This is a genomic window from Pseudomonas sp. TE3644 (assembly GCF_056278815.1).
Map to the genome: position 1 here is coordinate 4227935 of NZ_JBWBQF010000001.1, position 20132 is coordinate 4248066.

Sequence of the window (20132 nt, forward strand, 5' to 3'; positions counted from 1 at the left end):
GCCTGGCGGCAGCGGCTACAGGTTACGCGTAAGGGCCATCCCAGTAGCGCTTGTGCATGGCGAAGCGCTTTTTCCACTTCACCGGCAACCGCTGCTCCTGCTGACTGAACTTGTACGCCAGCAATTTCAGGCCATTGCGTAAAAACGACCCCGGCCACAGCCACAACCGCCGCACGCCCAGGAACCTAAGCTCGGACTTCACATACCGCAACCCCTCGCCCCCCGCCCCGCCAAACTGCTCGCGTATCCACGGCTCACGGGCCTGGAACACACCAATGTCGAAGTAGCGGCGGAATTCCTCGGCCAGGGTGTAGTTGTGCGAATGCCGACAGCAGGCATCGCCGGCATAGGCCACCTGCCACCCCGCCACCAGCATCCGCGCCGCCACGTACATGTCCTCGGACAGGATCACGTGCAGCGGAAAACCACCGACCTGCATCAGCGCCTTGCGGCGGTAGGCGGCAAAGGAGTTGGACATGAAGCAGGTCTTGATGCCCAAGCGATGGACGTCGGCCATGCTCTTGAGCTGCGAAGTGGGCGGGTAGTTGAAGGTGCGCGCATGCTGGGACAGCAGGTTGGCGTCCTTGTGCGGCAACTGTCGGCCGCACACCGCGCCCACGGTTTCATCCACGAAGGGCGCAACGATGCGCGCCAGCGCCTGGGAATCTTCCAGGTAGGCGTCCTGGGTCATATACACGTACACGTCATAGTCAGGGTACAGCTCGACCATGCGCTGGCGGGTACCGCCGTGGTTGAACTCGCGGCTGGGTATCTGCAGGAAATGGTCGGCGCACTCGCGGCCCAGTTCGGCGCTGCCGTCACTGGAGCTGGAATCGACGATCAGGGTATCGAAATCGATGGTCTGGCTGCCCAGCGAATCCAGCAGGCGTTGCAGGTCCCTACAACCGTTGTAGGTGGGGACCACGCACGCCACTTTCAAAGTCGTCATGGTTCGATGCCCTACGTGATGACCAAATCCCTGTGAACCGGGCATTGCGCCGTGGCGCAACGCCCGCCGTAAAGCATTACAACCTGATGAAGCCTAGCGTACACAGCCCAGGCTTTGGTAACAATGGATTCAGCAAAGCACTTCACTCAAGGGAATGAAGCGCACCCGGTCGCCTTCGGCCAGCGTACGACCTTCCAGCACCTCCACCAGGCCTTCTGCCCAGGCCGCGCTGCGCAATACACCCGAGCTCTGGTTGGGATAGATCACTGCCCGCCCCTTGTCCAGACGCCCGCGCAGGTACTCGCGGCGGTTGCCCGCCTTGCTCCAGACAAACCCGGCCGGCACGTCGAACGCCAGCGGGGCCACATCGGCCACCCCCATGCGCCGCAGCAGGTACGGGCGCGCCAGCAGCGCGAAGGTCACCAGGGTGGAAGCCGGGTTGCCCGGCAGGCCGATCACCGGCACGCCGCGGAAATGCCCGAAGGTCAGCGGCTTGCCCGGTTTGATCGCCAGCTTCCACAGCGCCAGCTCGCCTTCTTCGCGCAGGGCGATGCCGAGGAAATCGGCCTCGCCCACCGAGACGCCGCCCGTGGACAAAATCAGCTCCGCGTCGCCCAGTGCGGTGAGGCGCTGGCGCGTCTGCTCCAGGTCATCGGGCAGGATACCGGCGTCGATCACCTCGCAGCCCAGACGCTGCAACCAACTCACCAGCAGGCGGCGGTTGCTGTTGTAGATTTGCCCGGGGCCCAGGGGCTGGCCAGGGTCTACCAGCTCGTCGCCGGTGGACAGCACCGCTACGCGCACCTTGCGCACCACGTCCAGTTCGGCGTGGCCCAGCGAGGCGGCCAGGCCCAGTTCGATCGGGCCCAGGCGTGTGCCGGCTGGCAGCACCAACTCACCAACGCGGGTTTCCTGGCCCTGGGGGCGGATGTTCTGATTCAGGCTCAGCGGCTCGGTGAAGCGCACGCGGCCATCGTCCAGCACGTCGGCGTTTTCCTGCATTTCCACGCAGTCGGCCCCCGCAGGCACCGGCGCGCCGGTGAAGATGCGCGCGCACGTACCGGCGGCCAACGGCCCGGGCGCTTGACCGGCCTGGATGCGTTGGCTGACCGCCAGCGGCTCACCGTGCCAGTCAGCCAGGCGCAGGGCGTAGCCATCCATGGCGCTGTTGGACCAGGGCGGGAGGTCGAGGGTGGACACCAGGTCCACCGCCAGCACGCGGCCATCGGCCTGGGCCAGGCTCAGGCGCTCGGTGTGCTGCACCGGCGCTTGATCGGCCATGGCCAGCAGGCGCTCCAGCGCCTGCTCCAGCGGCATCAGCGGCTTGGCCGCGCCCAACTCAGCCACGGGACTGGCAGGGCTCGGCCTGCTTGAGGTGAGGCACGAAATTGCATGGGCGATGACGCACGTCCAGTTGCTCGGCGAGGATGCCATCCCAGCCAGTGCGCACGGCATTGGTGGAGCCTGGCAGGCAGCACACCAACGTGCCGTTGGCCAGGCCCGCCAGGGCACGTGACTGCACGGTGGAGGTGCCGATGTCCGGCACACTGATCTGGCGGAACAGCTCGCCGAAACCGTCCACCTGCTTGTCCAGCAGGCAGGCCACGGCCTCGGGGGTGCTGTCACGCCCGGTGAAGCCGGTGCCGCCGGTGATCAGCACCACCTGCACCACGTCTTCGGCGATCCAGTGGGCCACTTTCGCGCGGATCTTGTACAGGTCGTCCTTGAGCAGCACGCGCTCGGCCAGCAGGTGGCCGGCGGCGGTCAGGCGGTCTACGAACATCTGCCCGGAGGTGTCGGTCTCCAGGGTACGGGTATCACTGACAGTCAGCACCGCAATATTGAGCGGCACAAAAGCTACATCAGCCTTGGCTTTCATCAGGGCTCGTCCGGTTGTGTGTATGAATAGGCAGTGTTATATCACAGCAGCCCCTATCTGATGACCGAGACCTGCCATGCCCCACACCGCCCTGCCCGCCTGTTCCGTCCTGTTGCTGGCCGGCGGCCGTGGCCAGCGCATGGGTGGCCGCGACAAGGGTTTGCTGCCCTGGCGCGGCCAACCGCTGATTGCCCACCTGCACGCCCGCGTGCGCGGCCTGGGCGATGACCTGATCATCTCCTGCAACCGCAACCAGGCCACCTACGCCGCTTACGCCGACCGCCTGGTGAGCGACGACAGCGACGACTTCCCCGGCCCCCTGGCCGGCCTGCGCGCCGGCTTGGCCGTGGCGCGCCACAGCCACTTGCTGGTGCTGCCGTGCGATGTACCGGGCATCGACGAAACACTGCTGCACGCCATGCTTGAAACCGCCTACGCCCACCCGGACCAGCCGCTGATGGTGCGCCAGGGCGAACACTGGGAGCCGCTGCTGTGCGTGATCCCCGTGGCCCACGCGGCCACGTTCGAACAGGCCTGGCAGGCCGGCGAGCGCAGCCCGCGCCAGGTCATGCTGGCGCTGGGTGCCCAGGCGCTGCAGTGCCCGGCGGACGATCCGCGCCTGGCCAACCTCAATACCCCACAGCTGTTGGAGCCTTGATAGTCGCCGTCAAAAAAATGGAACTCGGCTCGGGTACAAACGTCTCAAACCCTGTACATGGATCTATCGTCCCCTATTGGAGAATCAGAAAATGACTAACCGGACCCTTCCCGCTCTGCTTCTGGCCATGGGCCTGGCCGCCCTGGCGGGTTGCTCGTCGCCCACGGTCATCACCCTCAACGACGGGCGCGAGATCCAGGCGGTGGACACGCCTAAATATGATGAAGATTCGGGCTTCTACGAGATCAAGCAGCTTGATGGTAAAGAGACCCGCATCAACAAGGATCAGGTGCGCACAGTCAAAGAGCTGTGACCGCTTGCCGAGCATCGATTTTTGAATAAAATCGAAGGTATCGGGGTGTAGCGCAGCCAGGTAGCGCGTCTCGTTCGGGACGAGAAGGCCGCAGGTTCGAATCCTGTCTCCCCGACCAGTTGTTGAAAAAGCCCGCCGAGTGCGGGCTTTTTTGTGACCCATGAAAATCTGCAGCCAACCACACAAGGCTAAACCCTCGATCTGACAGGCCATGGCACGTTGCAACAAATGTAGGACCGGGGGGCCGGCCATCCGGCTTGCCCGCGATGCGCCGCGCGGGCGGCGCGCGATCTCGAGAACGCCACAAAGCCCCAAGACATGCACCCGATCAACACCACCGACACAAAACCGAACAATGGATTCATTGACGCTCGGGGATTGTCATTTAGCATGGCGCGACCTATAGTTTTTATAGATTAATGCATGATGAACTCGCTGCCATATCCGCTCCCGAAACAGACTGCGCTGCGCATGATTCGTCAAATCGCATTGGATTCTGGCCGTGTCGTCTATACAGCTCATGCAAGACAGCGAATGAGTGAGCGCGAAATCACGCTACCCGATGTGATGGAATGTCTTTCCAAAGGCCAGATTACTGAAGGGCCCGCCATCATGCCCAAGGGAGATTGGCGCTTCACAATTTCCTGGTTTAGAGCTGGGTCACCTCTCCAGGTTGTGGGCGCAATAGACATTGACGAAGACGGGACGTATCTCGTCGTAGTGACCGCAATCCAAAAACAGGGGTGAAGTTATGTACCACTACGTTGAGAGCGGCTTGCCTAACGTGTGGCTAAGCAATGGCTACGTGCTGAAACAAACCTCGTATGGGGAGGCCTTGGGTATCACCGATGTGCAGGGCCTTCACGACACAATCGGAAAAGCGCTGGCTGAAAAGTCGTCACCGCTCACCGGGGCAGAATTTCGCTTTCTGCGCAAAGAGTTGGGGCTGTCACAGGAGCGTCTGGGCGATATTGTCGGCCTGACGAGCCAAGCGGTGGCGATTTGGGAAAAGACGGGAAAAATTCCCACTGTGAGTGATCGATACCTGCGGGGCCTGTATCTGGAAGCGAAAACAGGGGAAGCAGACCTCATGGCCGCCATCAATAAGATCAACGACCTGGATCAGCAGCTTTATGAGCTGAATCTGGCTTATGAAGGGCGATGGCACAGTGAGGAAAAGCATTGTGCCTAGGGCTTTCTGTCCTAGAGAAGTTAGCAACCGGCACAGCAAAACATAAGACCCAAAAACGGCGAATCCCTCTCTAGGAGGGATTCTCAGCCGTCGATTGCATGCAAGCGACGGGGCAGGACGTTGTCACCTCGCGCTCGGCGAACTGGAGGCTCCCAGTAACGGGGTGCGACCCGAAGATCCCTGAAACCACCCTGAATACGGCCTGAGCCGCCCGCCGATGGTTGCCTATTGGTCGGAAGAATTCAAGACCGAACAGAGGACAAGTCCACTCCAACCGTGTACTCGGTGCCTTTGCGTCTCACCATCCGGTTGTATTATTCATCTATCGAGTGACGAGAGCTGGCCATGGAACCTGTTCGCAAACCCCAACACCTTGAAGCCCTAAAGGAGGTTTTACACACCTACCGGTACCTACTCTGCATCGACCTTGAAGCTACCTGCGATGAGTACGCCAACCCAGGAGAACCAGCTCGCCCGCTGATCGTGGAACGCGCGGACATGGAAACCATTGAGATAGGCTTGGCCGTCGTCGACCTGGCATCGCTGCGTCTTGTCGATCAATTTCAGAGCTTCGTCCGCCCCGCTCTACACTCGGTGCTGACTGATTTCTGTAGATCACTCACCTCGATCAAGCAAAGCGACGTTGATACTGCCCCCAACTATATGGGTGTGACCAGCAGGCTGGATGCGTTTCTACAAGCCTACCCGCACTCCATGTGGTGTTCCTGGGGTGATTATGACTATAAGCAACTTCAGGCCGATGCCTTGCGCTTGAATTGCAAGCCGATGCTTGAAGGAATGCCGCACACCAACCTGAAGAAGTGGCACTGGAAGGTTTTCAATTGCCGAGCGCAAGGCCTGCAACCGGCCGTGCAGATGCTGGGGCTTGACTGGAAAGGTACCTACCACCGCGGCATTGATGACGCCCGCAACCTTGCGAACGTAGCGATTCACATACTCGGCCGGTAACGGGGAGCTGACCTGCTGCAACTGAAGTCCCCACTTGTCCCTCAAAAGCGTACAGACAACGGATAGCGCCGCTCACACACCCAGTCCACTACTGGCACCATGATCGAGCAGGTGCCGTGCGACATCCGCAAACGTTGCAAAGCAGGTTGCGTAGTCAGGCCGCTCACCCGCGTAAAGCAAAGGCACGAGCCGCTGTTCAAAATTGGCTTTCAAGCCCTCATGGGTTGCCGCTGTCTCAAGGGTGCGCCGCAAGACTGCGAACGGATGTGCCGCAAACTCAGGGTGCTGCCTGCCGGACTCCTGCACATCCTTGGCTACCGACAATGCGAAAACGTGTGTAGCCGCCTCTAACGCTTCGGGGTGGCTCATCACAACCCGCCATACATCATAGACGTGTCGAACCAGTGCAGTGTCGAACTCACCAGGCTGACACCCATCCCAGCTACTTGCACAGCGACGCAGCAGCGAAAGCACTTTTTCCGCGAGCGTCTCTGCGACGGTGATGCACTCCATGGAAAACAGGAACGGATCCTTACTTCCACTCAGCTTCTCCAGCATGTAGCCCAGGTTCTGGAGCTGCGAGGAAATCAGGGGTGGCCGACAAACGAGCTCAATCTTCAGCTGTGGGCGCAGAGTACCTGTCACATCCTGAAAATGCGCTTGGTACGACACCAACAGACAATAGTAGTGACTGTTGTCCCTGAGGCATGGGTTGCCTTTGTCCATGAGCCAATGGAAGCCCAATTCGGCCAAGACCCGTTCAACCTCTGCGTGGAGGGTCTTCAGTCGGCCACGGTCAGCCAACCCCTTTAAAAATGCGTAGCCTTCAGGCGGTGCGTCCAATTGGACCTTGATGTCAATGTCTTCAGACATCCGTTCGATAAGGCCATAGGCTTTTGACAGGCAGGTGCCGCCCGCGAAAACCAGTCGCGTTGCAACATTGACCGTTGCTGGCCTGGGGTCGCCTTTTCTCCGGTTCAGCTGGGCAGCAACATGGGTGACATGGATTTGCGAAAGCGCATGAAGGGCATCAGTGATGTGCTGATCTTTCTCTGCAACGGCCGCTGGCATGCTTTTCAGAATGCCAGCCGTCGACGCATCTTCGATGTTAACCCGCAGCTGATCTGGAAGAGTTCTCATAGACTAAAGTGTTGTTTCCTACAGTCACTTTACGGGAAATACGTCGCTTCCCGGTATTGACGACCGTCCCCATCGGGATCTGAGTCGACTTACCGCTGTTGTATTCCGCAACAAGGGAGCTGGGCGCAATCGAAATGTTCAGCTTGCGGAAAAGCTCGGCAGCAATCATCTCCAGCGTGCCGGCGGGCGTTGGCTTGCCCGTATATTGGTTAATGCGGGCTTTCGCAAACGCGCCTTTGCTGACGCGCACAAGGATACCGTTCTCCACGAACCGGGCCAGAACGCGGCCGACCTGCGAATCGCTAGCCATGTTTGAAAACTCCGAGCGCAGCACAACCAAGCTTGTGCGCTGCTTGATTGAACGGCTCATGCGGTCTTCGAGCTTCATGAATCACCTCCCAAGACAAGCCAGTTAGCCATGGGTCACTATAGGCGCAAACTTACGATTCGACCAGTAAAAATGGGGACTTGGCGCTACAGAAACTACGCATCCATGCGTAGGAAATTACTGCTGAAACGCCGCAATCAGTCCGGAAGCTGCTGCCGCTCCCGGGCTTGTCCTACGCAGGCTCAGCGTTTTCATCCTCCCCCGCGCAGTTTTAAGGTAGGTTTACCCTCCCCCCGCAAAGGACCCTGCGCATGCCCCACCTCCTCACCCTCTGCGGCAGCCTGCGCCAAGGCTCCACCAACCGCGCGCTGTTGCAGGCGCTGGCGCACCTCGCCCCTGCCGATTTGCCGGTGTTGCACTACGAGGGCATCGGAGAGCTGCCACTGTTCAACCCCGACCTGAGCGACAACCCACCCGCCGCCGTGCGCGACCTGCACGCTGCCGTGGCCGCCGCCGACGGCCTGCTGATCGCCTGCCCGGAATACGCCCGCGGCATCCCCGGCGCCTTCAAGAATGCGCTGGACTGGCTGGTGGCCAGCGAGCAGTTTCCTGGCAAGCCAGTGGCCCTGTTCAATGCCTCGCCCAGGGCCAGTGAGGCACAGGCGGCGTTGCGGCTGGTGTTGCTGACGATGTCGGCGCGGATCGTGGAATCGGCTTCGGTGACGGTGAATCTGTTGTCCAAGGGCATGACGGCGGCGGATATTGTTGCCGAGCCTGGCCTGACAGAGGTGCTGCGTTCAGCGCTGGGGCATTTTCAACATGACCTCAAGGAAGCCCAGGAATCATGAGCTGGACCGCCCGCAACCTGACCGACATACCCGGCATTGCCCATGGGTTCCTCGGCATTGACGACGCCCTTCCCGCCAATACTTTTTACTGCAACCAAAAACACACCGCGGACATCGTCGAACCTGTAGCCGCTGCCGAAGGCAACACTGGCCCTGCGCCGCAACAGGGAATTCCTGGGGGTACTCAGGGGCCAGCGCAGCCTGGCGGCAGCGGCTACAGGGTTGGGGATGGGGTGTTTACGCAGGCGCACACGCCGGTGGCGGTGATGACCGCCGATTGCCTGCCGGTGCTGATCGCGTCCACCGACGGGCAGCAGGTGGCCGCCGTCCATGGCGGATGGAAAGGCTTGAAGGCCGGCATTCTCGGCAACGCCCTGGCCCGCTTCGATCAGGCGGAGGTTGCCCGCGACCGGCTCAGGATCGCCATCGGCCCGTCCATCAGGCCCTGTTGTTACGAGGTCAGCGCCGACTTCAGCGCCCTGTGGCCTGGCGCCAATCCCCCTTGGTACCGCGATCGCCCCGTCCCGACGCAACCCAATGCCCTGCCCCAACCACCCGCCATGAACCCTGACGGCTTGTGGTTCGACCTGGCCGGTTACGCAATGCGCCTGCTGGCCCAGCAAGGCATCGAGCCGGCTCAGATCGAGGTCGTGGATATCTGCACTTGTTGCCACACCCCCGCCCTGGGCAGCTACCGCCGCCGCACCCACTGGCCCGCCACGCGCACCCAGCAGTTTTCCTGGATCGCCCAGGTTTGACCCCAGCCCAGCGGCAGCGCTAGTGTCCCTACCCCCTTATTTGATGGAGTATCCAAGGTGCAGTTGAGTATCTACCAGGTCGACGCCTTCGCCGACCGCCCCTTCGGCGGCAACCCTGCCGCCGTGTGCCCGCTGACCGAGTGGCTGCCGGACGCCCAACTGCAGGCCATCGCCGAGGAAAACAACCTCTCGGAAACCGCCTATTTCGTGCGCAAGGGCGATGCCTTCGAACTGCGCTGGTTCACCCCTGCCGTGGAAGTCGACCTGTGCGGCCACGCCACCCTGGCGGCGGCCTGGGTGATTGCCAACGAACTGCCCGATGCCCCCGAGGTGATGCGCTTCGCCACCCGCAGCGGCGAGTTGCGCGTGACCCGCACCGAGCACGGCCTGGCCATGGATTTCCCGGCCAAGACGCCGGTGCCGTGCGAGCCGCCGGCCGGGCTGCTGGAAGCGTTGGGCATCGCCAAGGCCGAAGTATTGGCCACTGACGATTACCTGGTGGTGGTTGAGGATGAATCCATCATCGCCGGCCTGACCCCGGACTTCGCCCGGCTGAAAGGGTTGCCACTGAGGGGCGTGGCCGTGACCGCCGCCAGCCGCGAATTCGATTTCGTCACCCGCTGGTTCGGCCCCAACGTAGGCGTCAACGAAGATCCGGTCACCGGCTCCGCGCACACTTCGCTGGCACCGCTGTGGGCCGGGCGCTTGGGCAAGACCCTGCTCAAAGCCCGGCAAGGCGGCGCACGCAAGGGCCTGCTGACCTGCGAATTGAGCGGCGACCGGGTGATCATCAGCGGCCAGGCGGTGTTGTTTATGAAAGGCAGCGTGTTTTTCTGAAGGCGCGGATGAACATTAACGCCTGCACACAAACTGTCACATAACCGCAATATTTCCTCCGCATGATCGCGGCATCAGCCCTTGCGCCGCGAGCCGACATGAATTCGAGCATCATCAAGAGCCATCAGGACTCGGACCTTTTCGGATTGCTCTACGGCTACCGGTTCCGCCCCGGTGGTCCGGTGTGCGAGGTGGACTCGGCGGCCGTGCTGCAGACCCTGGGCGACGCCGAGTACAACGACGAATTCATCTGGCTACACCTGAACCTGGCCCACGCAGGGTGCGAGCGCTGGATGCGCGCGCACCTGCACCTGCCCGACGACTTTTACGAATCGCTGCATGAGGGCTCGCGTTCCACGCGCATCGAACACGTGGACGACGCCCTGCTGGCGGTGGTCAACGACGTGGTGTTCAACTTCGGCATGGTCTCCTCGGACATTTCCACCCTGTGGCTGTGCGCCAACGAGCGCGTGCTGGTGAGCGCCCGTCTGCACCCGCTGCACTCGGTGGACAAGCTGCGCTCGTCAGTGAAGCGCGGCGAGCGCTTCCGCTCGCCCATGGAATTGCTGGTGCATCTGTTCCGCGACCAGGCCGAAGTGCTGACGCAGATCGTGCGCAAGACCAGCATGAGCGTGGACAGCATCGAGGACCAGTTGCTGTCCCTGCGCCTTAGCAACAACCGCGCAGAACTGGGCGCCATGCGCCGGGTGCTGGTGCGCCTGCAACGGCTGCTGGCACTGGAGCCCGGCTCGCTGCTGCGCCTGCTCAACCGGCCACCCGCCTGGTTGCAGGAGGATGATGTGCAGGCGTTGCGCCAAGCCACCGAGGAATTCGCCCTGGTGCTCAGCGACCTGACGGCCCTGGGCGAACGCATCAAGCTGTTGCAGGAAGAAATTGCCGCCAACCTCAACGAACAGAGCAACCGCACGCTGTTCACGCTGACGGTGGTAACGGTGCTGGCCCTGCCCATCAACATCATCGCCGGTTTTTTCGGCATGAACGTGGGCGGCATTCCGCTGGCCAGCGACCCGGAGGGTTTCTGGATTCTGGTGGCGCTGGTAGCGACGTTTACCGTGTTGGCCGGACGCTGGGCGTTCCGCAAACGCGCGGATTACTGACCCGGGGCTGACGCCACCCTGTCACATTTTGCAACGATTATGGGGGTTCCCTCCCTCAAACGAGTTGCCTGACATGGCTACGCCAACCCTGGCTTCTTCACCCACCAGCAGTACCCAAGCGCGCCCGCAGTTTGACCGCAAGCCGGGCCGTGCGACGCTCATCGGGTTCTTCATCATCCTGGCCGTGGGGCTGATCTACAGCACCTGGAGCCTGGTCAGCGATGTCGACGAGATGGGCACCATCGTCACCACCTGGACACCGTTCATCCTGCTGGGCGTGGCGTTGTTAATCGCCTTGGGCTTTGAATTCGTCAACGGTTTCCACGACACGGCCAACGCCGTGGCGACGGTGATCTACACCCACTCGCTGCCGCCGCAGTTCGCGGTGGTGTGGTCGGGCTGCTTCAATTTCCTCGGCGTGCTGATGTCCAGCGGCGCCGTGGCGTTCGGCATCATCGCCCTGCTGCCGGTGGAGCTGATCCTGCAGGTGGGCTCATCGGCGGGCTTTTCGATGATCTTCGCCCTGTTGCTGGCGGCCATCATCTGGAACCTGGGCACCTGGTGGCTGGGCCTGCCGGCCTCGTCGTCGCACACCCTGATCGGTTCGATCATCGGCGTGGGCGTGGCCAACGCGCTGATGCACGGCCGTGACGGCACCAGCGGCGTGGACTGGAGCCAGGCGTTGAAGATCGGCTATTCGCTGCTGCTGTCGCCGCTGCTGGGCTTCGCGTTCGCGGCCCTGCTGCTGGTGGTACTGCGCATGCTGGTGAAAAACCGCGCCCTGTACAAGGCACCGGAAGGTGACGCCCCGCCACCGTGGTGGATCCGTGGCCTGCTGATTCTGACCTGCACCGGGGTGTCCTTTGCCCACGGTTCCAACGATGGCCAGAAAGGCATGGGCCTGATCATGTTGATATTGGTCGGCACCCTGCCCATGGCCTATGCGCTGAACCGCGCCATGCCGGCGGATCAATCGGTGCAGTTCGCCGCCGTGGCCCAGGTCACTCAACAAGCGCTGGTCAAAGCCGCGCCCACGCCAGTGACCGGCGACCCGCGGGTGATCCTCACTGACTACATTCGCAGCAAGCAGCCATCGCCCGAACTGGTGCCGGCCCTGGCCGCCCTCGCCGGCCTGATCGGTAACGAAGTCAGCGCCTACGGCAGCCTGACCGCCATCCCGGCCGCCGCCGTGGGCAACGTACGTAACGACATGTACCTGACCTCCGAGGCCATCCGCCTGATGGACAAAGACAAGGTCGGCCAATACGACGCCGACACCCAGGCCAAGGTGACGCAGTTCAAGGCACAGATCGACAGCGCCACACGCTTTATCCCGTTGTGGGTCAAGGTGGCCGTGGCCATCGCGCTGGGGCTGGGCACCATGGTGGGCTGGAAGCGCATCGTGGTGACCGTGGGCGAGAAGATCGGCAAGCACCACCTCACCTATGCACAGGGCGCCAGCGCCGAAACCGTGGCGATGCTGACCATTGGTGCGGCGGACATGTATGGGCTGCCGGTGTCGACCACCCATGTGCTGTCATCGGGGGTGGCTGGGGCCATGGTGGCCAATGGTTCGGGGCTGCAGATGCGCACCATCCGCAATCTGGTGATGGCGTGGGTACTGACACTGCCAGCGGCGATTCTGTTGTCGGGTGGGTTGTATTGGCTGTTCAGCACGCTGTTCTGATACAGATGCATGGGTGGTGGATTTGAACTGTGGGAGCGGACTCTGCCCGCGAAGAGAGCGCCGTGGTGTTTCAGATACTTCGCGGCGGCCTTTTCGCGGGTAGAACCCGCTCCCACAAAGACAGTTGCCGCTACAGGACGGCGTCGTCTGCATCGCGGCCAAGGCCGGCTCCTACCACGGACGGCGTAGGAGCCGACCTTGATCGCGATGCAGACGACACCGTTTCTACCAACTGCCGAAGGCCGCCTCAGGGCCAATCCAGGGTCAACTGGCTTTCGAAGTACCGCTCCTCACCACTCAACGGATCCTTGAAGCGCAAACTGTGCGCCAGCAGCTTGAGCGGCTTGCTGTAATCATCCGCCTCCCCCAACCCACACACCTGAGGATAGAACGGGTCATTGCACAAGCTGGCGCCCAGCGCGGTCATGTGCACGCGCAGTTGATGGGTCTTGCCGGTGATCGGGTACAGCACGTACCGCCACAGATCCCCCTGCTGCTCGCCCACTTCGATCAACGTCTCGCTGTTGGGCTGGCCTTCCACCTCCTGCATGCGGAAAAACGGCTCGCCGTGCACCATGCGGCTTTTGTGCACGTGCGGGAACGTGAGATGCGGCAGCGCCGGGGCGATGGCCTGGTAGCGCTTGTCGATCTGGCGGTTGGGGAACAGCGATTGATACGCCGAACGGCTCTCGGGGTTGGCGGAGAACAGCACCAGCCCGGCCGTGTGACGATCGATGCGGTGCAGCGGCACCAGGTGCGGATTGTCCAGACGGCGGATCAGCCGTCGCAGCAAGGTATGCTCCACGTATTCGCCCGTTGGCGTGACAGGCAGGAAGTGCGGCTTGTCGGCCACCACCAAGTGCTCGTCCACATGCAGGATATGCTCTTGCGCGGCGATGGGCTTCTCATTAGGCACTTCACGGAAATAGTGAATGCGCAGGCCCTGTTTGTAGGCCAGATCGACGGCAATGGGCTGGCCCTGGGCATCCAGTACCTTGCCCCGGGCAATGCGGTCCAGCCACTGCGCACGGTCGATGGCCTTGAAGTGATCGCACAGGCAATCCAGCACGGTGGTCCACGGGCCAGGCGGCAAGCTGAGGGTGCTGGCCTGATGGTGGGCAGGATTGAACGGGCTATCGGACATGGGCTGGCTCAAGTGTAAGGGGCGGGGCGGCGGCGCAGCCCGGCATTATCCCCTACCCTTGCGCCCGCTGTCATTGCACCTGGGCCACGCGGGCGGCGTCGGTGAACTCCTTCAGCCAGCGCAGCACCTGCACGGCCTCCCAGCGGGTGGGATCGTAAAGGGCATACAGCAAGCCTTCATAGCCCACCACGTCCAACGGGCGATGGTAGCCGGCACGCTGGAACAGGGCTTCGATTTCGGCAAAGCAGGTGTTGAAGTGCAGCTTGTTGAAGGGCGTCTTGCCTTCGGTCACCAGCCCGTCGAGGCGCAGTTCCAGCACGGCCTCCTGGACCACTTCGGGGCTCATGCGATTGACGCTGTATTTCAGTTGTTCGACGTTGACCACGCGGGCAATCCTCTGACTTCGTTGCGCAAGGCACACGACGGCGCCTTGTTAAAGTGTTCTTCCATGGATACTGTATTTATATACAGCATAGGCATCGCCGCCCTGCCCGTCAATCCACAGATGATAGGCGGCTTGCTACACCACCCCGGCCAGGTAGCCGGTACCCTTGCGCAAGGTCAGCACCTGGCGCCGCGGCGGCTGCTCGCTGATTGCCAGGTGCACCCAGCGGTCGAACTCCAGGATCACCTGATCAAATACCAGGTCACTGTCCACGATCATCTCGACGACCTGCCGCGGTGACAGGCCCGGCACGCTGAAGTCGGCTGCCAGCCCGCGCACGTGTGCGCTGGTCTCAACCCCGCCGATCAGCTGGTTGAGCGCCGGGCAACGGTAGCCGCTGCTGATGATCAGGGGGGCGCCAACCAGCGTGCGCACCGATTCAAGCAACTGGCACAGGCGCAGAAGATTGGCGAGGGCGTCGGGGCCTGGGGTGTTGTCGATGCCGGCCTTGGCCGCGCTGGGCGAGTCGGTCAGTTCTTGCAGGGTGAAGTGTGGGCTCAGGTTCATGCTGTCGCTCCTTGACGTCATGGCTGCGTGACCCGGCCATCAGCCGGCGCCGGGAGGTGCAGTTATCCATGGATGGAGCACAGCAGACAGCGGGAAATGCCCACCGTGGGGCTAGCGCAGGAACGCGACCACCTGGTCGGTATCGAACGGCCAGTTCAAGGTGGCGCCCGTGTCGACGCGGCGCAGCACGGGAATGCTGAGCGAATAGGCATCGAACAGGCTGGGGTGTTCGGCGATGTCGACCAATTCCACCAGCAGGCCATGGTCCACCAGCGGCATCAGCACATCCTCGGCCTGTTCGCACAGGTGGCAGCCCAGGGTCCCCAGCAATTGGCACTCGGCAGGCATCACGGCCTCGCTAGAAAGCAGCATGAACGATCAGTTTAAAACCTACAGCACAAACCGCCAACGGCGGCTGACGGCAATGATCAACGGCGCTGCAGCGGTGACCAGAATCGCCACCACCAGGGCCATGAGATTGCCATACGCCAGCCCCACGGCCATCGCCACGTAGATGAACAGCGGGTGGGCAAAATACACCGCCGACGACAGGCGCCCCATGTAAGTACTGTGCGTGGGGCTTTCATAGGCCAGGGCCAGCAGCATCAGGGCGGGGGCCACCAGCGGCAACGACGCCATGAAATCGAAATTCAGCGCCCGGTCCGTGGTGTGCTGCAGGTTGAACAGCGACTCCCCGACCATCAGCACCACCCCTACCCCCAGCAATGCCCAGAGTGCCGGGCGCGACAGGCGCGGCACCACCTGCTCACGCGCCAGCAGATACCCCAGCGCCACGAACGGGAAGCCCATGAACACGAAGTTGCGCGCGGTGTAGTCGTTCTGGTTGAAATGCTGCAAAAACGGTTGGGGAATGGTTACGTACACCCGGGCGTATTGCAGCAGCAGGCCAATGATGAACAGCCCCAGTGCCAACGCTGCGATCTGCCAGGTAGGGCGCTTGCGCACCACATACAACATCACGCTGCCGCCAAGCATGCCCAGCAGGTACCAGAGGTGGAAGAAGCCGATGAACCACTGCTTGACCGCCGCCAGCAGCGCGCCGACGCTCGGGCCGGTGACGTAGAAAGGGCTGTAGACCAGCATCCAGAACACGTAAAGCGCGATGATACGCTTGAGCCACACCCAGTAGCCGGCGGAGCTTTGCAGGGGGTGCAGCAGAAAGTAGCCGTTGATCAGGAAGAACACCGGCACGGCGACGCGGAACAGGCCGTTGCACAACACGTAGCCCAGCGTGGTGTCGTTGCCACCCATGACCTTGCAATGCAGGGCCACTACCACAAAGGCCAGCACAAGCTTGAGCCGGTCCAGATTTGCGTTGACGGTTCGGGTCATCCATGGGCGCTCGAAAAAGGCTTCCTGGCCGGGGGGCAGACTGCGTCAACTGATCCCTGGGGCTGGCTGGCAGTCTAGCCTGCCAGCCGCGCGGGTTACAACGGCTCAGTCGTGACTGACAGCGCCGATCTTGTGCAGCGACAGGTCGGCACCGTAGTACTCCTGTTCCTGGCTCAAGCGGATGCCGACCACAGCCTTGAGCACGCCGTACACGACGAAGCCGCCCACCAATGCCACCACCACGCCCGCCAGCGTGCCCAGCACCTGCACGGTCAGGCTCACCCCGCCCATGCCGCCCAGCGCGCTCTGGCCGAAGATGCCACAGGCCACCCCACCCCACACGCCGCAAACCCCGTGCAGCGGCCACACGCCGAGCACGTCATCGATCTTCCACTTGCTTTGGGCGGCGATGAAGCAGCCGACAAACAGGGCCCCGGCGACAGCGCCGGTGACCAGCGCGCCGATGGGGTGCATCAGGTCGGAGCCGGCGCACACCGCCACCAGCCCGGCCAGCGGGCCGTTGTGCAGGAAGCCGGGGTCATTGCGGCCCACGATCAGCGCGGCAATGGTGCCGCCGACCATGGCCATCAGCGAGTTGATGGCTACCAGGCCACTCATGCCCGCCACGCTCTGGGCGCTCATGACGTTGAAGCCGAACCAGCCGACGATCAGAATCCACGAGCCCAGGGCCAGGAACGGAATGTTCGACGGCGCGAACGCCACCAAGCGACCGTCACGATAGCGCCCGTTGCGCGACCCCAGCAGCAACACCGCTGCCAGCGCCAGCCAGCCGCCCATGGCGTGCACCACCACGGACCCTGCGAAGTCGTGGAAGGTGGCCCCGAAGTGCGCCAGCAGCCACGGCTGCACGCCGAAGTTGCCATTCCACACGATGCCCTCGAAGAAGGGATAGACGAACGCCACGATCAAGGTGGTAGCGCACAGTTGCGGCACGAACCGCGCCCGCTCGGCGATGCCGCCGGAGATGATCGCCGGGATGGCCGCGGCGAAGGTCAGCAAGAAGAAGAACTTCACCAGCGCGTAGCCATGGTCAGCGCTCAACTCGCTGGCCGGGGCAACGAAGGTGACGCCATAGGCGATCCAGTAGCCTATAAAGAAATAGGCCAGCGTGGACACCGCGAAGTCGCTGAGGATTTTGCACAAGGCATTGACCTGATTCTTCTGGCGCACGGTGCCGACTTCAAGGAACGCGAAGCCGGCGTGCATGGCCAGGACCATGACCGCGCCCATCAGCAGAAACAGGGTGTTGGAGCCGTGAACCAGGGTTTGCACGGCACTTTGCAGATTTTCCATCGGGGGGCAGACCTGAAATCAGAAAACAGCACCAAAGCAGGTCGACCCGTCGGTCATTGCACCAATATGGAACATGCAATGCGTTCGTTATTCGACTGCGTGGTAAATTTTCCTCGGGGTTATTTCGATTGGGTTAAGGTTCCATACGCCATGCAGGCTCTGGCGCGCCGTTAGGGCGCATGAGCCTGCTGTCCTGCACCAATCAAAAGCAAAAGCTATACCAGGCAAATATGAAGGAACCTTCAGAATCCCTGCCTACTCGAAACACCAGACGCCCACTTATGGAGAGCACCATGGCCCGCACCACGGCAAAGACTGCACAAGACGTACTGACGGCTGATTTTCAGACCTTGGTGCGCGACACCGAGAAACTGCTGGAGCACACCAAGACCCTGGCGGGCGACCAGGCGGACGAGCTGCGCGAACAGATTCACGAGAGCCTGCTGCGCGCCCGTGAAACCTTGAAAGCCACCGAGCAATCCCTGCGCCTGAAGGGCGAAGCGGCCGTGGCCCAGACCGAAGCCTACGTGCAGGAAAATCCCTGGCAGTCGATCGGCATCGCCGCCGGCGTGGGTTTCCTGATTGGTCTGCTGGCCACAAGGCGCTGACTCATGGCTTTGGACCTGGACTCGAAATCGACGGCCGCCGGGCCGTCGTCGCGCCGCCTGGGCGCTGCACTACTGGGGCTGTTGCACAGCCACGTGGAGCTGTTTGGCATTGAATTGCAGGAGCAGAAGTCGCGTACGTTGAGCCTGCTGCTGTTCGCCGGCCTGGCACTGGTCTTTGCCCTGCTGGCGCTGGTGGCGCTGTCGGGCCTGATCCTGATTCTGCTGTGGGACAACTACCGCATGCAGGGCATGATCGGCCTGTGCATTTTCTACCTGCTGGCCGGGCTGTTCTGCGCCATGCGCCTGAAGGCCGCCATCTTCGATGAGTCGTCGCCGTTCCACGGCACCCTCGAAGAACTGGCCAATGACCGGGAGCGACTGTTGCCATGAGCGCCCCCAACCTGCCGCAAAATCAATCACGACGCGAAATGCGCAAGGCCTTGATCCGCTTGCGCATGGAAATGCACCGTCAGGAAATTCGTCACGAATCCGGCCAGTTGGTCAACCCCTTGAACCGCTTGCGCGGCATGGGCCAGTCCGTGCAGGACGGGCTGGGCATCAAGCACGCCCCGCTGTGGGGCCTGGCTGGCGTGGTCGTGCTGGGCTTCCTGACCGGCAAGGGCGCCAAGAGCAACGGCGTCGGCGGCCTGACCCGCCTGGTCAAACTGGGCGGCAGCCTGCTGCCCTTGATCAAGTTGGCGCTGCAACGCAAAGATTGAAATGCCATTATTTGGCCACATTCTTGCAACGGCACTCAGCCTTGCCCCGGTCACGGATCGGGGCAGCGCTTTTCTCACTTAGCTCAACCTGAGGAGTCGCCGTGTTTGACGGGCAACCGCTCGCCTGGTTTCAGCCGTTCATTGATACCGCCACCGGCCGCATTGCCGGCGTGGAGGCCCTGGGCCGACTGCGTCAGGCTGACGGCCAGGTGCAGTCGGTAGGGCCGCTGTTTGCCGACCCTCGCACCCTGCCTGCCGCCTTGCGCCGCCTGGACCGCCAGATTCGCGGCGACGCCCTGGGCCGCCTGCGCGAAGCCCCGGACGATTGGTTTTTGAGCCTGAACATTTCACCGCGCTGGATCAGCCGCCTGCGCGATGACCAACCCCTGCCCAGCCTTACCCAACTGCAGCGCCACGGGGTCGACCCGCAGCGTGTGGTGTTCGAAATCACTGAGTTGGGTGGCGATAACCAGCGCCTGAGCAACGTGGTGCGCCGTTACCGCGACGCCGGTGCGCGCATCGCCATCGACGATTTTGGCGCGGGGTATTCGCAGCTTGATCGCGTGCTGGCCTTGCAACCCGACATCCTCAAGCTGGACATGCGCCTGTTCCAGGCTGCCGCCCGCGGCGGCCCCAGCAGCGAAGTGGTCAAGGCCCTGGCGCAGATGGCCGAGAAGACCGGTTGCTGGATCATCGCCGAAGGCGTGGAGACCGAAGCCGAACTCAACTTTGCCCTGGAGTGCGGCTCGCGGTACGTGCAAGGCTACCTGTTTGCCCGTGCCGAACCGGACTTCTTCCCCACCGACGCCTTCGTGCCCCGCTTCGCCGCCCTGCGCGAGCGCTATGTGCAGCAGAAACTGGGCGAGCGTGCGCGGCTGATGAACCTGCGCCAGCAATTGACCCGGCTGATGGCCATCCTGCACCCGTGGGCCCAGGCCGGCGCGCCCCTGAGTGAGCTGCCGCAGTTGGATGATTACCCGTGGCTGCTGCGGTTTTACCAGTGTGACCGGCACGGCACTCAGCTGACGCCGAACATGGAATGGCGGCACAACGCCTGGCAGGCTGATTCCAGTTACCTGGGGCACAACTGGTCGTGGCGGCCGTATTTCTATCATCTGCTGGCCGAAGGATGGGATGAGCGGCGGCTGATTCTGTCGAACACCTACCGCGACGCCACCAGCAACCAGTACTGCCTTACGGCGGGGCAGTTTTTCGATAATGGGCAGCGGTTGTTGCTGATCGATGTGGATGCGGCGTTTCTGGAGTGAACGACAAAAATCCACAGCCGTGCCACCAAGGCTGGCAACGCCAATCCATCAGGCCATGGCACGTTGCAACAACCTGTAGGAGCTGCCGCCAGGCGGCG

At 62.4% G+C, this 20132-nt stretch carries 25 protein-coding genes and 1 tRNA gene; 15 read left to right on the forward strand and 11 right to left on the reverse strand.

Features of this window, described 5'->3' with window-relative positions; genetic code table 11:
• Nucleotides 1-22: 22 nt before the first annotated feature.
• The 3 genes from ACZ9GA_RS18560 to moaB form a co-directional block, all read right to left on the reverse strand.
• The gene (locus ACZ9GA_RS18560) at nucleotides 23-949 is read right to left on the reverse strand and encodes a glycosyltransferase family 2 protein (protein WP_457361314.1); all 927 of its coding nucleotides are present in this window, start codon (nucleotides 947-949) and stop codon (nucleotides 23-25) included.
• A gap of 129 nt (nucleotides 950-1078) precedes the next feature.
• Complete coding sequence (locus ACZ9GA_RS18565; RefSeq protein WP_457363693.1) at nucleotides 1079-2266, reverse strand: molybdopterin molybdotransferase MoeA; 1188 nt, start codon at nucleotides 2264-2266, stop codon at nucleotides 1079-1081.
• A gap of 22 nt (nucleotides 2267-2288) precedes the next feature.
• Nucleotides 2289-2828 (reverse strand): molybdenum cofactor biosynthesis protein B, encoded by a 540-nt coding sequence (gene moaB, locus ACZ9GA_RS18570; protein WP_457361313.1) that lies wholly within the window; start codon nucleotides 2826-2828, stop codon nucleotides 2289-2291.
• A 76-nt stretch (nucleotides 2829-2904) separates the two neighbouring features.
• Here moaB and mobA point away from each other — a divergent pair, with 76 nt between their 5' ends.
• The 6 genes from mobA (at nucleotide 2905) to ACZ9GA_RS18600 (ending at nucleotide 5960) form a co-directional block, all read left to right on the forward strand.
• Complete coding sequence (mobA, locus tag ACZ9GA_RS18575) at nucleotides 2905-3486, forward strand: molybdenum cofactor guanylyltransferase MobA (protein ID WP_457361312.1); 582 nt, start codon at nucleotides 2905-2907, stop codon at nucleotides 3484-3486.
• 91 nt (nucleotides 3487-3577) lie between these two features.
• Nucleotides 3578-3799, forward strand: coding sequence for a YgdI/YgdR family lipoprotein (locus tag ACZ9GA_RS18580; protein WP_457361311.1), 222 nt, complete (start codon nucleotides 3578-3580; stop codon nucleotides 3797-3799).
• A gap of 41 nt (nucleotides 3800-3840) precedes the next feature.
• Nucleotides 3841-3917: transfer RNA gene (locus ACZ9GA_RS18585), tRNA-Pro, on the forward strand.
• A gap of 305 nt (nucleotides 3918-4222) precedes the next feature.
• The gene (locus ACZ9GA_RS18590) at nucleotides 4223-4546 is read left to right on the forward strand and encodes a DUF4258 domain-containing protein (protein ID WP_457361310.1); all 324 of its coding nucleotides are present in this window, start codon (nucleotides 4223-4225) and stop codon (nucleotides 4544-4546) included.
• Nucleotides 4547-4550: 4 nt separating this feature from the next.
• The gene (locus ACZ9GA_RS18595; protein ID WP_457361309.1) at nucleotides 4551-4991 is read left to right on the forward strand and encodes a transcriptional regulator; all 441 of its coding nucleotides are present in this window, start codon (nucleotides 4551-4553) and stop codon (nucleotides 4989-4991) included.
• 345 nt (nucleotides 4992-5336) lie between these two features.
• Complete coding sequence (locus ACZ9GA_RS18600; protein WP_457361308.1) at nucleotides 5337-5960, forward strand: 3'-5' exonuclease; 624 nt, start codon at nucleotides 5337-5339, stop codon at nucleotides 5958-5960.
• 72 nt (nucleotides 5961-6032) lie between these two features.
• Here ACZ9GA_RS18600 and ACZ9GA_RS18605 read toward each other — a convergent pair whose 3' ends face one another.
• Together ACZ9GA_RS18605 and ACZ9GA_RS18610 are read right to left on the reverse strand one after the other, a co-directional pair.
• Nucleotides 6033-7100 (reverse strand): nucleotidyl transferase AbiEii/AbiGii toxin family protein, encoded by a 1068-nt coding sequence (locus ACZ9GA_RS18605; RefSeq protein ID WP_457361307.1) that lies wholly within the window; start codon nucleotides 7098-7100, stop codon nucleotides 6033-6035.
• Nucleotides 7069-7488, reverse strand: a complete 420-nt coding sequence (locus ACZ9GA_RS18610) for a DUF6088 family protein (RefSeq protein WP_455925149.1) — start codon at nucleotides 7486-7488, stop codon at nucleotides 7069-7071. The genes ACZ9GA_RS18605 and ACZ9GA_RS18610 overlap by 32 nt, the downstream gene beginning before the upstream one ends.
• Before the next feature lie 251 nt (nucleotides 7489-7739).
• On the opposite strand from ACZ9GA_RS18610, the gene ACZ9GA_RS18615 reads away from it, so the two are divergent.
• From ACZ9GA_RS18615 to ACZ9GA_RS18635, 5 genes are all read left to right on the forward strand, one after another.
• Entirely contained in the window at nucleotides 7740-8276 is a 537-nt protein-coding gene (locus ACZ9GA_RS18615; RefSeq protein ID WP_457361306.1) for an NADPH-dependent FMN reductase, read from the forward strand.
• Nucleotides 8273-9034 carry a purine nucleoside phosphorylase YfiH/LACC1 family protein gene (locus ACZ9GA_RS18620; protein WP_457361305.1) on the forward strand — a complete coding sequence of 254 codons (762 nt, stop codon included), beginning with the start codon at nucleotides 8273-8275 and terminating at the stop codon, nucleotides 9032-9034. The genes ACZ9GA_RS18615 and ACZ9GA_RS18620 overlap by 4 nt, the downstream gene beginning before the upstream one ends.
• Before the next feature lie 57 nt (nucleotides 9035-9091).
• A complete protein-coding gene (locus ACZ9GA_RS18625; RefSeq protein WP_457361304.1) occupies nucleotides 9092-9871 on the forward strand; it encodes a PhzF family phenazine biosynthesis protein in 780 nt (259 codons plus the stop codon).
• Nucleotides 9872-9969: 98 nt separating this feature from the next.
• Complete coding sequence (locus ACZ9GA_RS18630; protein WP_457361303.1) at nucleotides 9970-10989, forward strand: transporter; 1020 nt, start codon at nucleotides 9970-9972, stop codon at nucleotides 10987-10989.
• Between the two features lie 73 nt (nucleotides 10990-11062).
• Nucleotides 11063-12676 (forward strand): inorganic phosphate transporter, encoded by a 1614-nt coding sequence (locus ACZ9GA_RS18635; protein ID WP_457361302.1) that lies wholly within the window; start codon nucleotides 11063-11065, stop codon nucleotides 12674-12676.
• A 247-nt stretch (nucleotides 12677-12923) separates the two neighbouring features.
• Here the strand turns inward: ACZ9GA_RS18635 and ACZ9GA_RS18640 are convergent, their stop codons facing one another.
• The 6 genes from ACZ9GA_RS18640 to ACZ9GA_RS18665 all read right to left on the reverse strand — a co-directional run bounded on the left by ACZ9GA_RS18640 (nucleotide 12924) and on the right by ACZ9GA_RS18665 (nucleotide 17439).
• Nucleotides 12924-13820, reverse strand: coding sequence for a pseudouridine synthase (locus ACZ9GA_RS18640; protein ID WP_457361301.1), 897 nt, complete (start codon nucleotides 13818-13820; stop codon nucleotides 12924-12926).
• 70 nt (nucleotides 13821-13890) lie between these two features.
• Nucleotides 13891-14205 (reverse strand): transcriptional regulator, encoded by a 315-nt coding sequence (locus tag ACZ9GA_RS18645; RefSeq protein ID WP_457361300.1) that lies wholly within the window; start codon nucleotides 14203-14205, stop codon nucleotides 13891-13893.
• Between the two features lie 135 nt (nucleotides 14206-14340).
• A complete protein-coding gene (locus ACZ9GA_RS18650; RefSeq protein ID WP_457361299.1) occupies nucleotides 14341-14772 on the reverse strand; it encodes a D-Ala-D-Ala carboxypeptidase family metallohydrolase in 432 nt (143 codons plus the stop codon).
• Nucleotides 14773-14883: 111 nt separating this feature from the next.
• Nucleotides 14884-15120 (reverse strand): glutaredoxin family protein, encoded by a 237-nt coding sequence (locus ACZ9GA_RS18655; protein WP_457363692.1) that lies wholly within the window; start codon nucleotides 15118-15120, stop codon nucleotides 14884-14886.
• Nucleotides 15121-15162: 42 nt separating this feature from the next.
• On the reverse strand, nucleotides 15163-16125 hold the full coding sequence (locus ACZ9GA_RS18660) for an acyltransferase family protein (protein WP_457361298.1): 963 nt from the start codon (nucleotides 16123-16125) through the stop codon (nucleotides 15163-15165).
• Nucleotides 16126-16230: 105 nt separating this feature from the next.
• Nucleotides 16231-17439: an ammonium transporter gene (locus ACZ9GA_RS18665; RefSeq protein WP_457361297.1), complete on the reverse strand. Its 1209-nt coding sequence runs from the start codon at nucleotides 17437-17439 to the stop codon at nucleotides 16231-16233.
• Between the two features lie 293 nt (nucleotides 17440-17732).
• On the opposite strand from ACZ9GA_RS18665, the gene ACZ9GA_RS18670 reads away from it, so the two are divergent.
• The 4 genes from ACZ9GA_RS18670 to ACZ9GA_RS18685 all read left to right on the forward strand — a co-directional run bounded on the left by ACZ9GA_RS18670 (nucleotide 17733) and on the right by ACZ9GA_RS18685 (nucleotide 20034).
• Nucleotides 17733-18047: an ElaB/YgaM/YqjD family protein gene (locus ACZ9GA_RS18670; protein ID WP_457361296.1), complete on the forward strand. Its 315-nt coding sequence runs from the start codon at nucleotides 17733-17735 to the stop codon at nucleotides 18045-18047.
• Nucleotides 18048-18050: 3 nt separating this feature from the next.
• Nucleotides 18051-18437, forward strand: coding sequence for a phage holin family protein (locus ACZ9GA_RS18675; protein WP_457361295.1), 387 nt, complete (start codon nucleotides 18051-18053; stop codon nucleotides 18435-18437).
• A complete protein-coding gene (locus ACZ9GA_RS18680; protein WP_457361294.1) occupies nucleotides 18434-18766 on the forward strand; it encodes a hypothetical protein in 333 nt (110 codons plus the stop codon). Before ACZ9GA_RS18675 ends, ACZ9GA_RS18680 begins: the two co-directional genes overlap by 4 nt.
• A gap of 101 nt (nucleotides 18767-18867) precedes the next feature.
• Nucleotides 18868-20034 (forward strand): EAL domain-containing protein, encoded by a 1167-nt coding sequence (locus ACZ9GA_RS18685; protein WP_457361293.1) that lies wholly within the window; start codon nucleotides 18868-18870, stop codon nucleotides 20032-20034.
• The last annotated feature ends 98 nt before the right edge of the window (nucleotides 20035-20132 follow it).

Bases quoted from the DNA above. Each gene is read 5' to 3' on its own strand.
- ACZ9GA_RS18560 (WP_457361314.1), bottom strand. From the start codon at position 949: ATGACGACTTTGAAAGTGGCGTGCGTGGTCCCCACCTACAACGGTTGT.
- ACZ9GA_RS18565 (WP_457363693.1), bottom strand. From the start codon at position 2,266: ATGCCGCTGGAGCAGGCGCTGGAGCGCCTGCTGGCCATGGCCGATCAA.
- moaB (WP_457361313.1), bottom strand. From the start codon at position 2,828: ATGAAAGCCAAGGCTGATGTAGCTTTTGTGCCGCTCAATATTGCGGTG.
- mobA (WP_457361312.1), top strand. From the start codon at position 2,905: ATGCCCCACACCGCCCTGCCCGCCTGTTCCGTCCTGTTGCTGGCCGGC.
- ACZ9GA_RS18580 (WP_457361311.1), top strand. From the start codon at position 3,578: ATGACTAACCGGACCCTTCCCGCTCTGCTTCTGGCCATGGGCCTGGCC.
- ACZ9GA_RS18590 (WP_457361310.1), top strand. From the start codon at position 4,223: ATGATGAACTCGCTGCCATATCCGCTCCCGAAACAGACTGCGCTGCGC.
- ACZ9GA_RS18595 (WP_457361309.1), top strand. From the start codon at position 4,551: ATGTACCACTACGTTGAGAGCGGCTTGCCTAACGTGTGGCTAAGCAAT.
- ACZ9GA_RS18600 (WP_457361308.1), top strand. From the start codon at position 5,337: ATGGAACCTGTTCGCAAACCCCAACACCTTGAAGCCCTAAAGGAGGTT.
- ACZ9GA_RS18605 (WP_457361307.1), bottom strand. From the start codon at position 7,100: ATGAGAACTCTTCCAGATCAGCTGCGGGTTAACATCGAAGATGCGTCG.
- ACZ9GA_RS18610 (WP_455925149.1), bottom strand. From the start codon at position 7,488: ATGAAGCTCGAAGACCGCATGAGCCGTTCAATCAAGCAGCGCACAAGC.
- ACZ9GA_RS18615 (WP_457361306.1), top strand. From the start codon at position 7,740: ATGCCCCACCTCCTCACCCTCTGCGGCAGCCTGCGCCAAGGCTCCACC.
- ACZ9GA_RS18620 (WP_457361305.1), top strand. From the start codon at position 8,273: ATGAGCTGGACCGCCCGCAACCTGACCGACATACCCGGCATTGCCCAT.
- ACZ9GA_RS18630 (WP_457361303.1), top strand. From the start codon at position 9,970: ATGAATTCGAGCATCATCAAGAGCCATCAGGACTCGGACCTTTTCGGA.
- ACZ9GA_RS18635 (WP_457361302.1), top strand. From the start codon at position 11,063: ATGGCTACGCCAACCCTGGCTTCTTCACCCACCAGCAGTACCCAAGCG.
- ACZ9GA_RS18640 (WP_457361301.1), bottom strand. From the start codon at position 13,820: ATGTCCGATAGCCCGTTCAATCCTGCCCACCATCAGGCCAGCACCCTC.
- ACZ9GA_RS18650 (WP_457361299.1), bottom strand. From the start codon at position 14,772: ATGAACCTGAGCCCACACTTCACCCTGCAAGAACTGACCGACTCGCCC.
- ACZ9GA_RS18655 (WP_457363692.1), bottom strand. From the start codon at position 15,120: ATGCCTGCCGAGTGCCAATTGCTGGGGACCCTGGGCTGCCACCTGTGC.
- ACZ9GA_RS18660 (WP_457361298.1), bottom strand. From the start codon at position 16,125: ATGACCCGAACCGTCAACGCAAATCTGGACCGGCTCAAGCTTGTGCTG.
- ACZ9GA_RS18665 (WP_457361297.1), bottom strand. From the start codon at position 17,439: ATGGAAAATCTGCAAAGTGCCGTGCAAACCCTGGTTCACGGCTCCAAC.
- ACZ9GA_RS18670 (WP_457361296.1), top strand. From the start codon at position 17,733: ATGGCCCGCACCACGGCAAAGACTGCACAAGACGTACTGACGGCTGAT.
- ACZ9GA_RS18675 (WP_457361295.1), top strand. From the start codon at position 18,051: ATGGCTTTGGACCTGGACTCGAAATCGACGGCCGCCGGGCCGTCGTCG.
- ACZ9GA_RS18680 (WP_457361294.1), top strand. From the start codon at position 18,434: ATGAGCGCCCCCAACCTGCCGCAAAATCAATCACGACGCGAAATGCGC.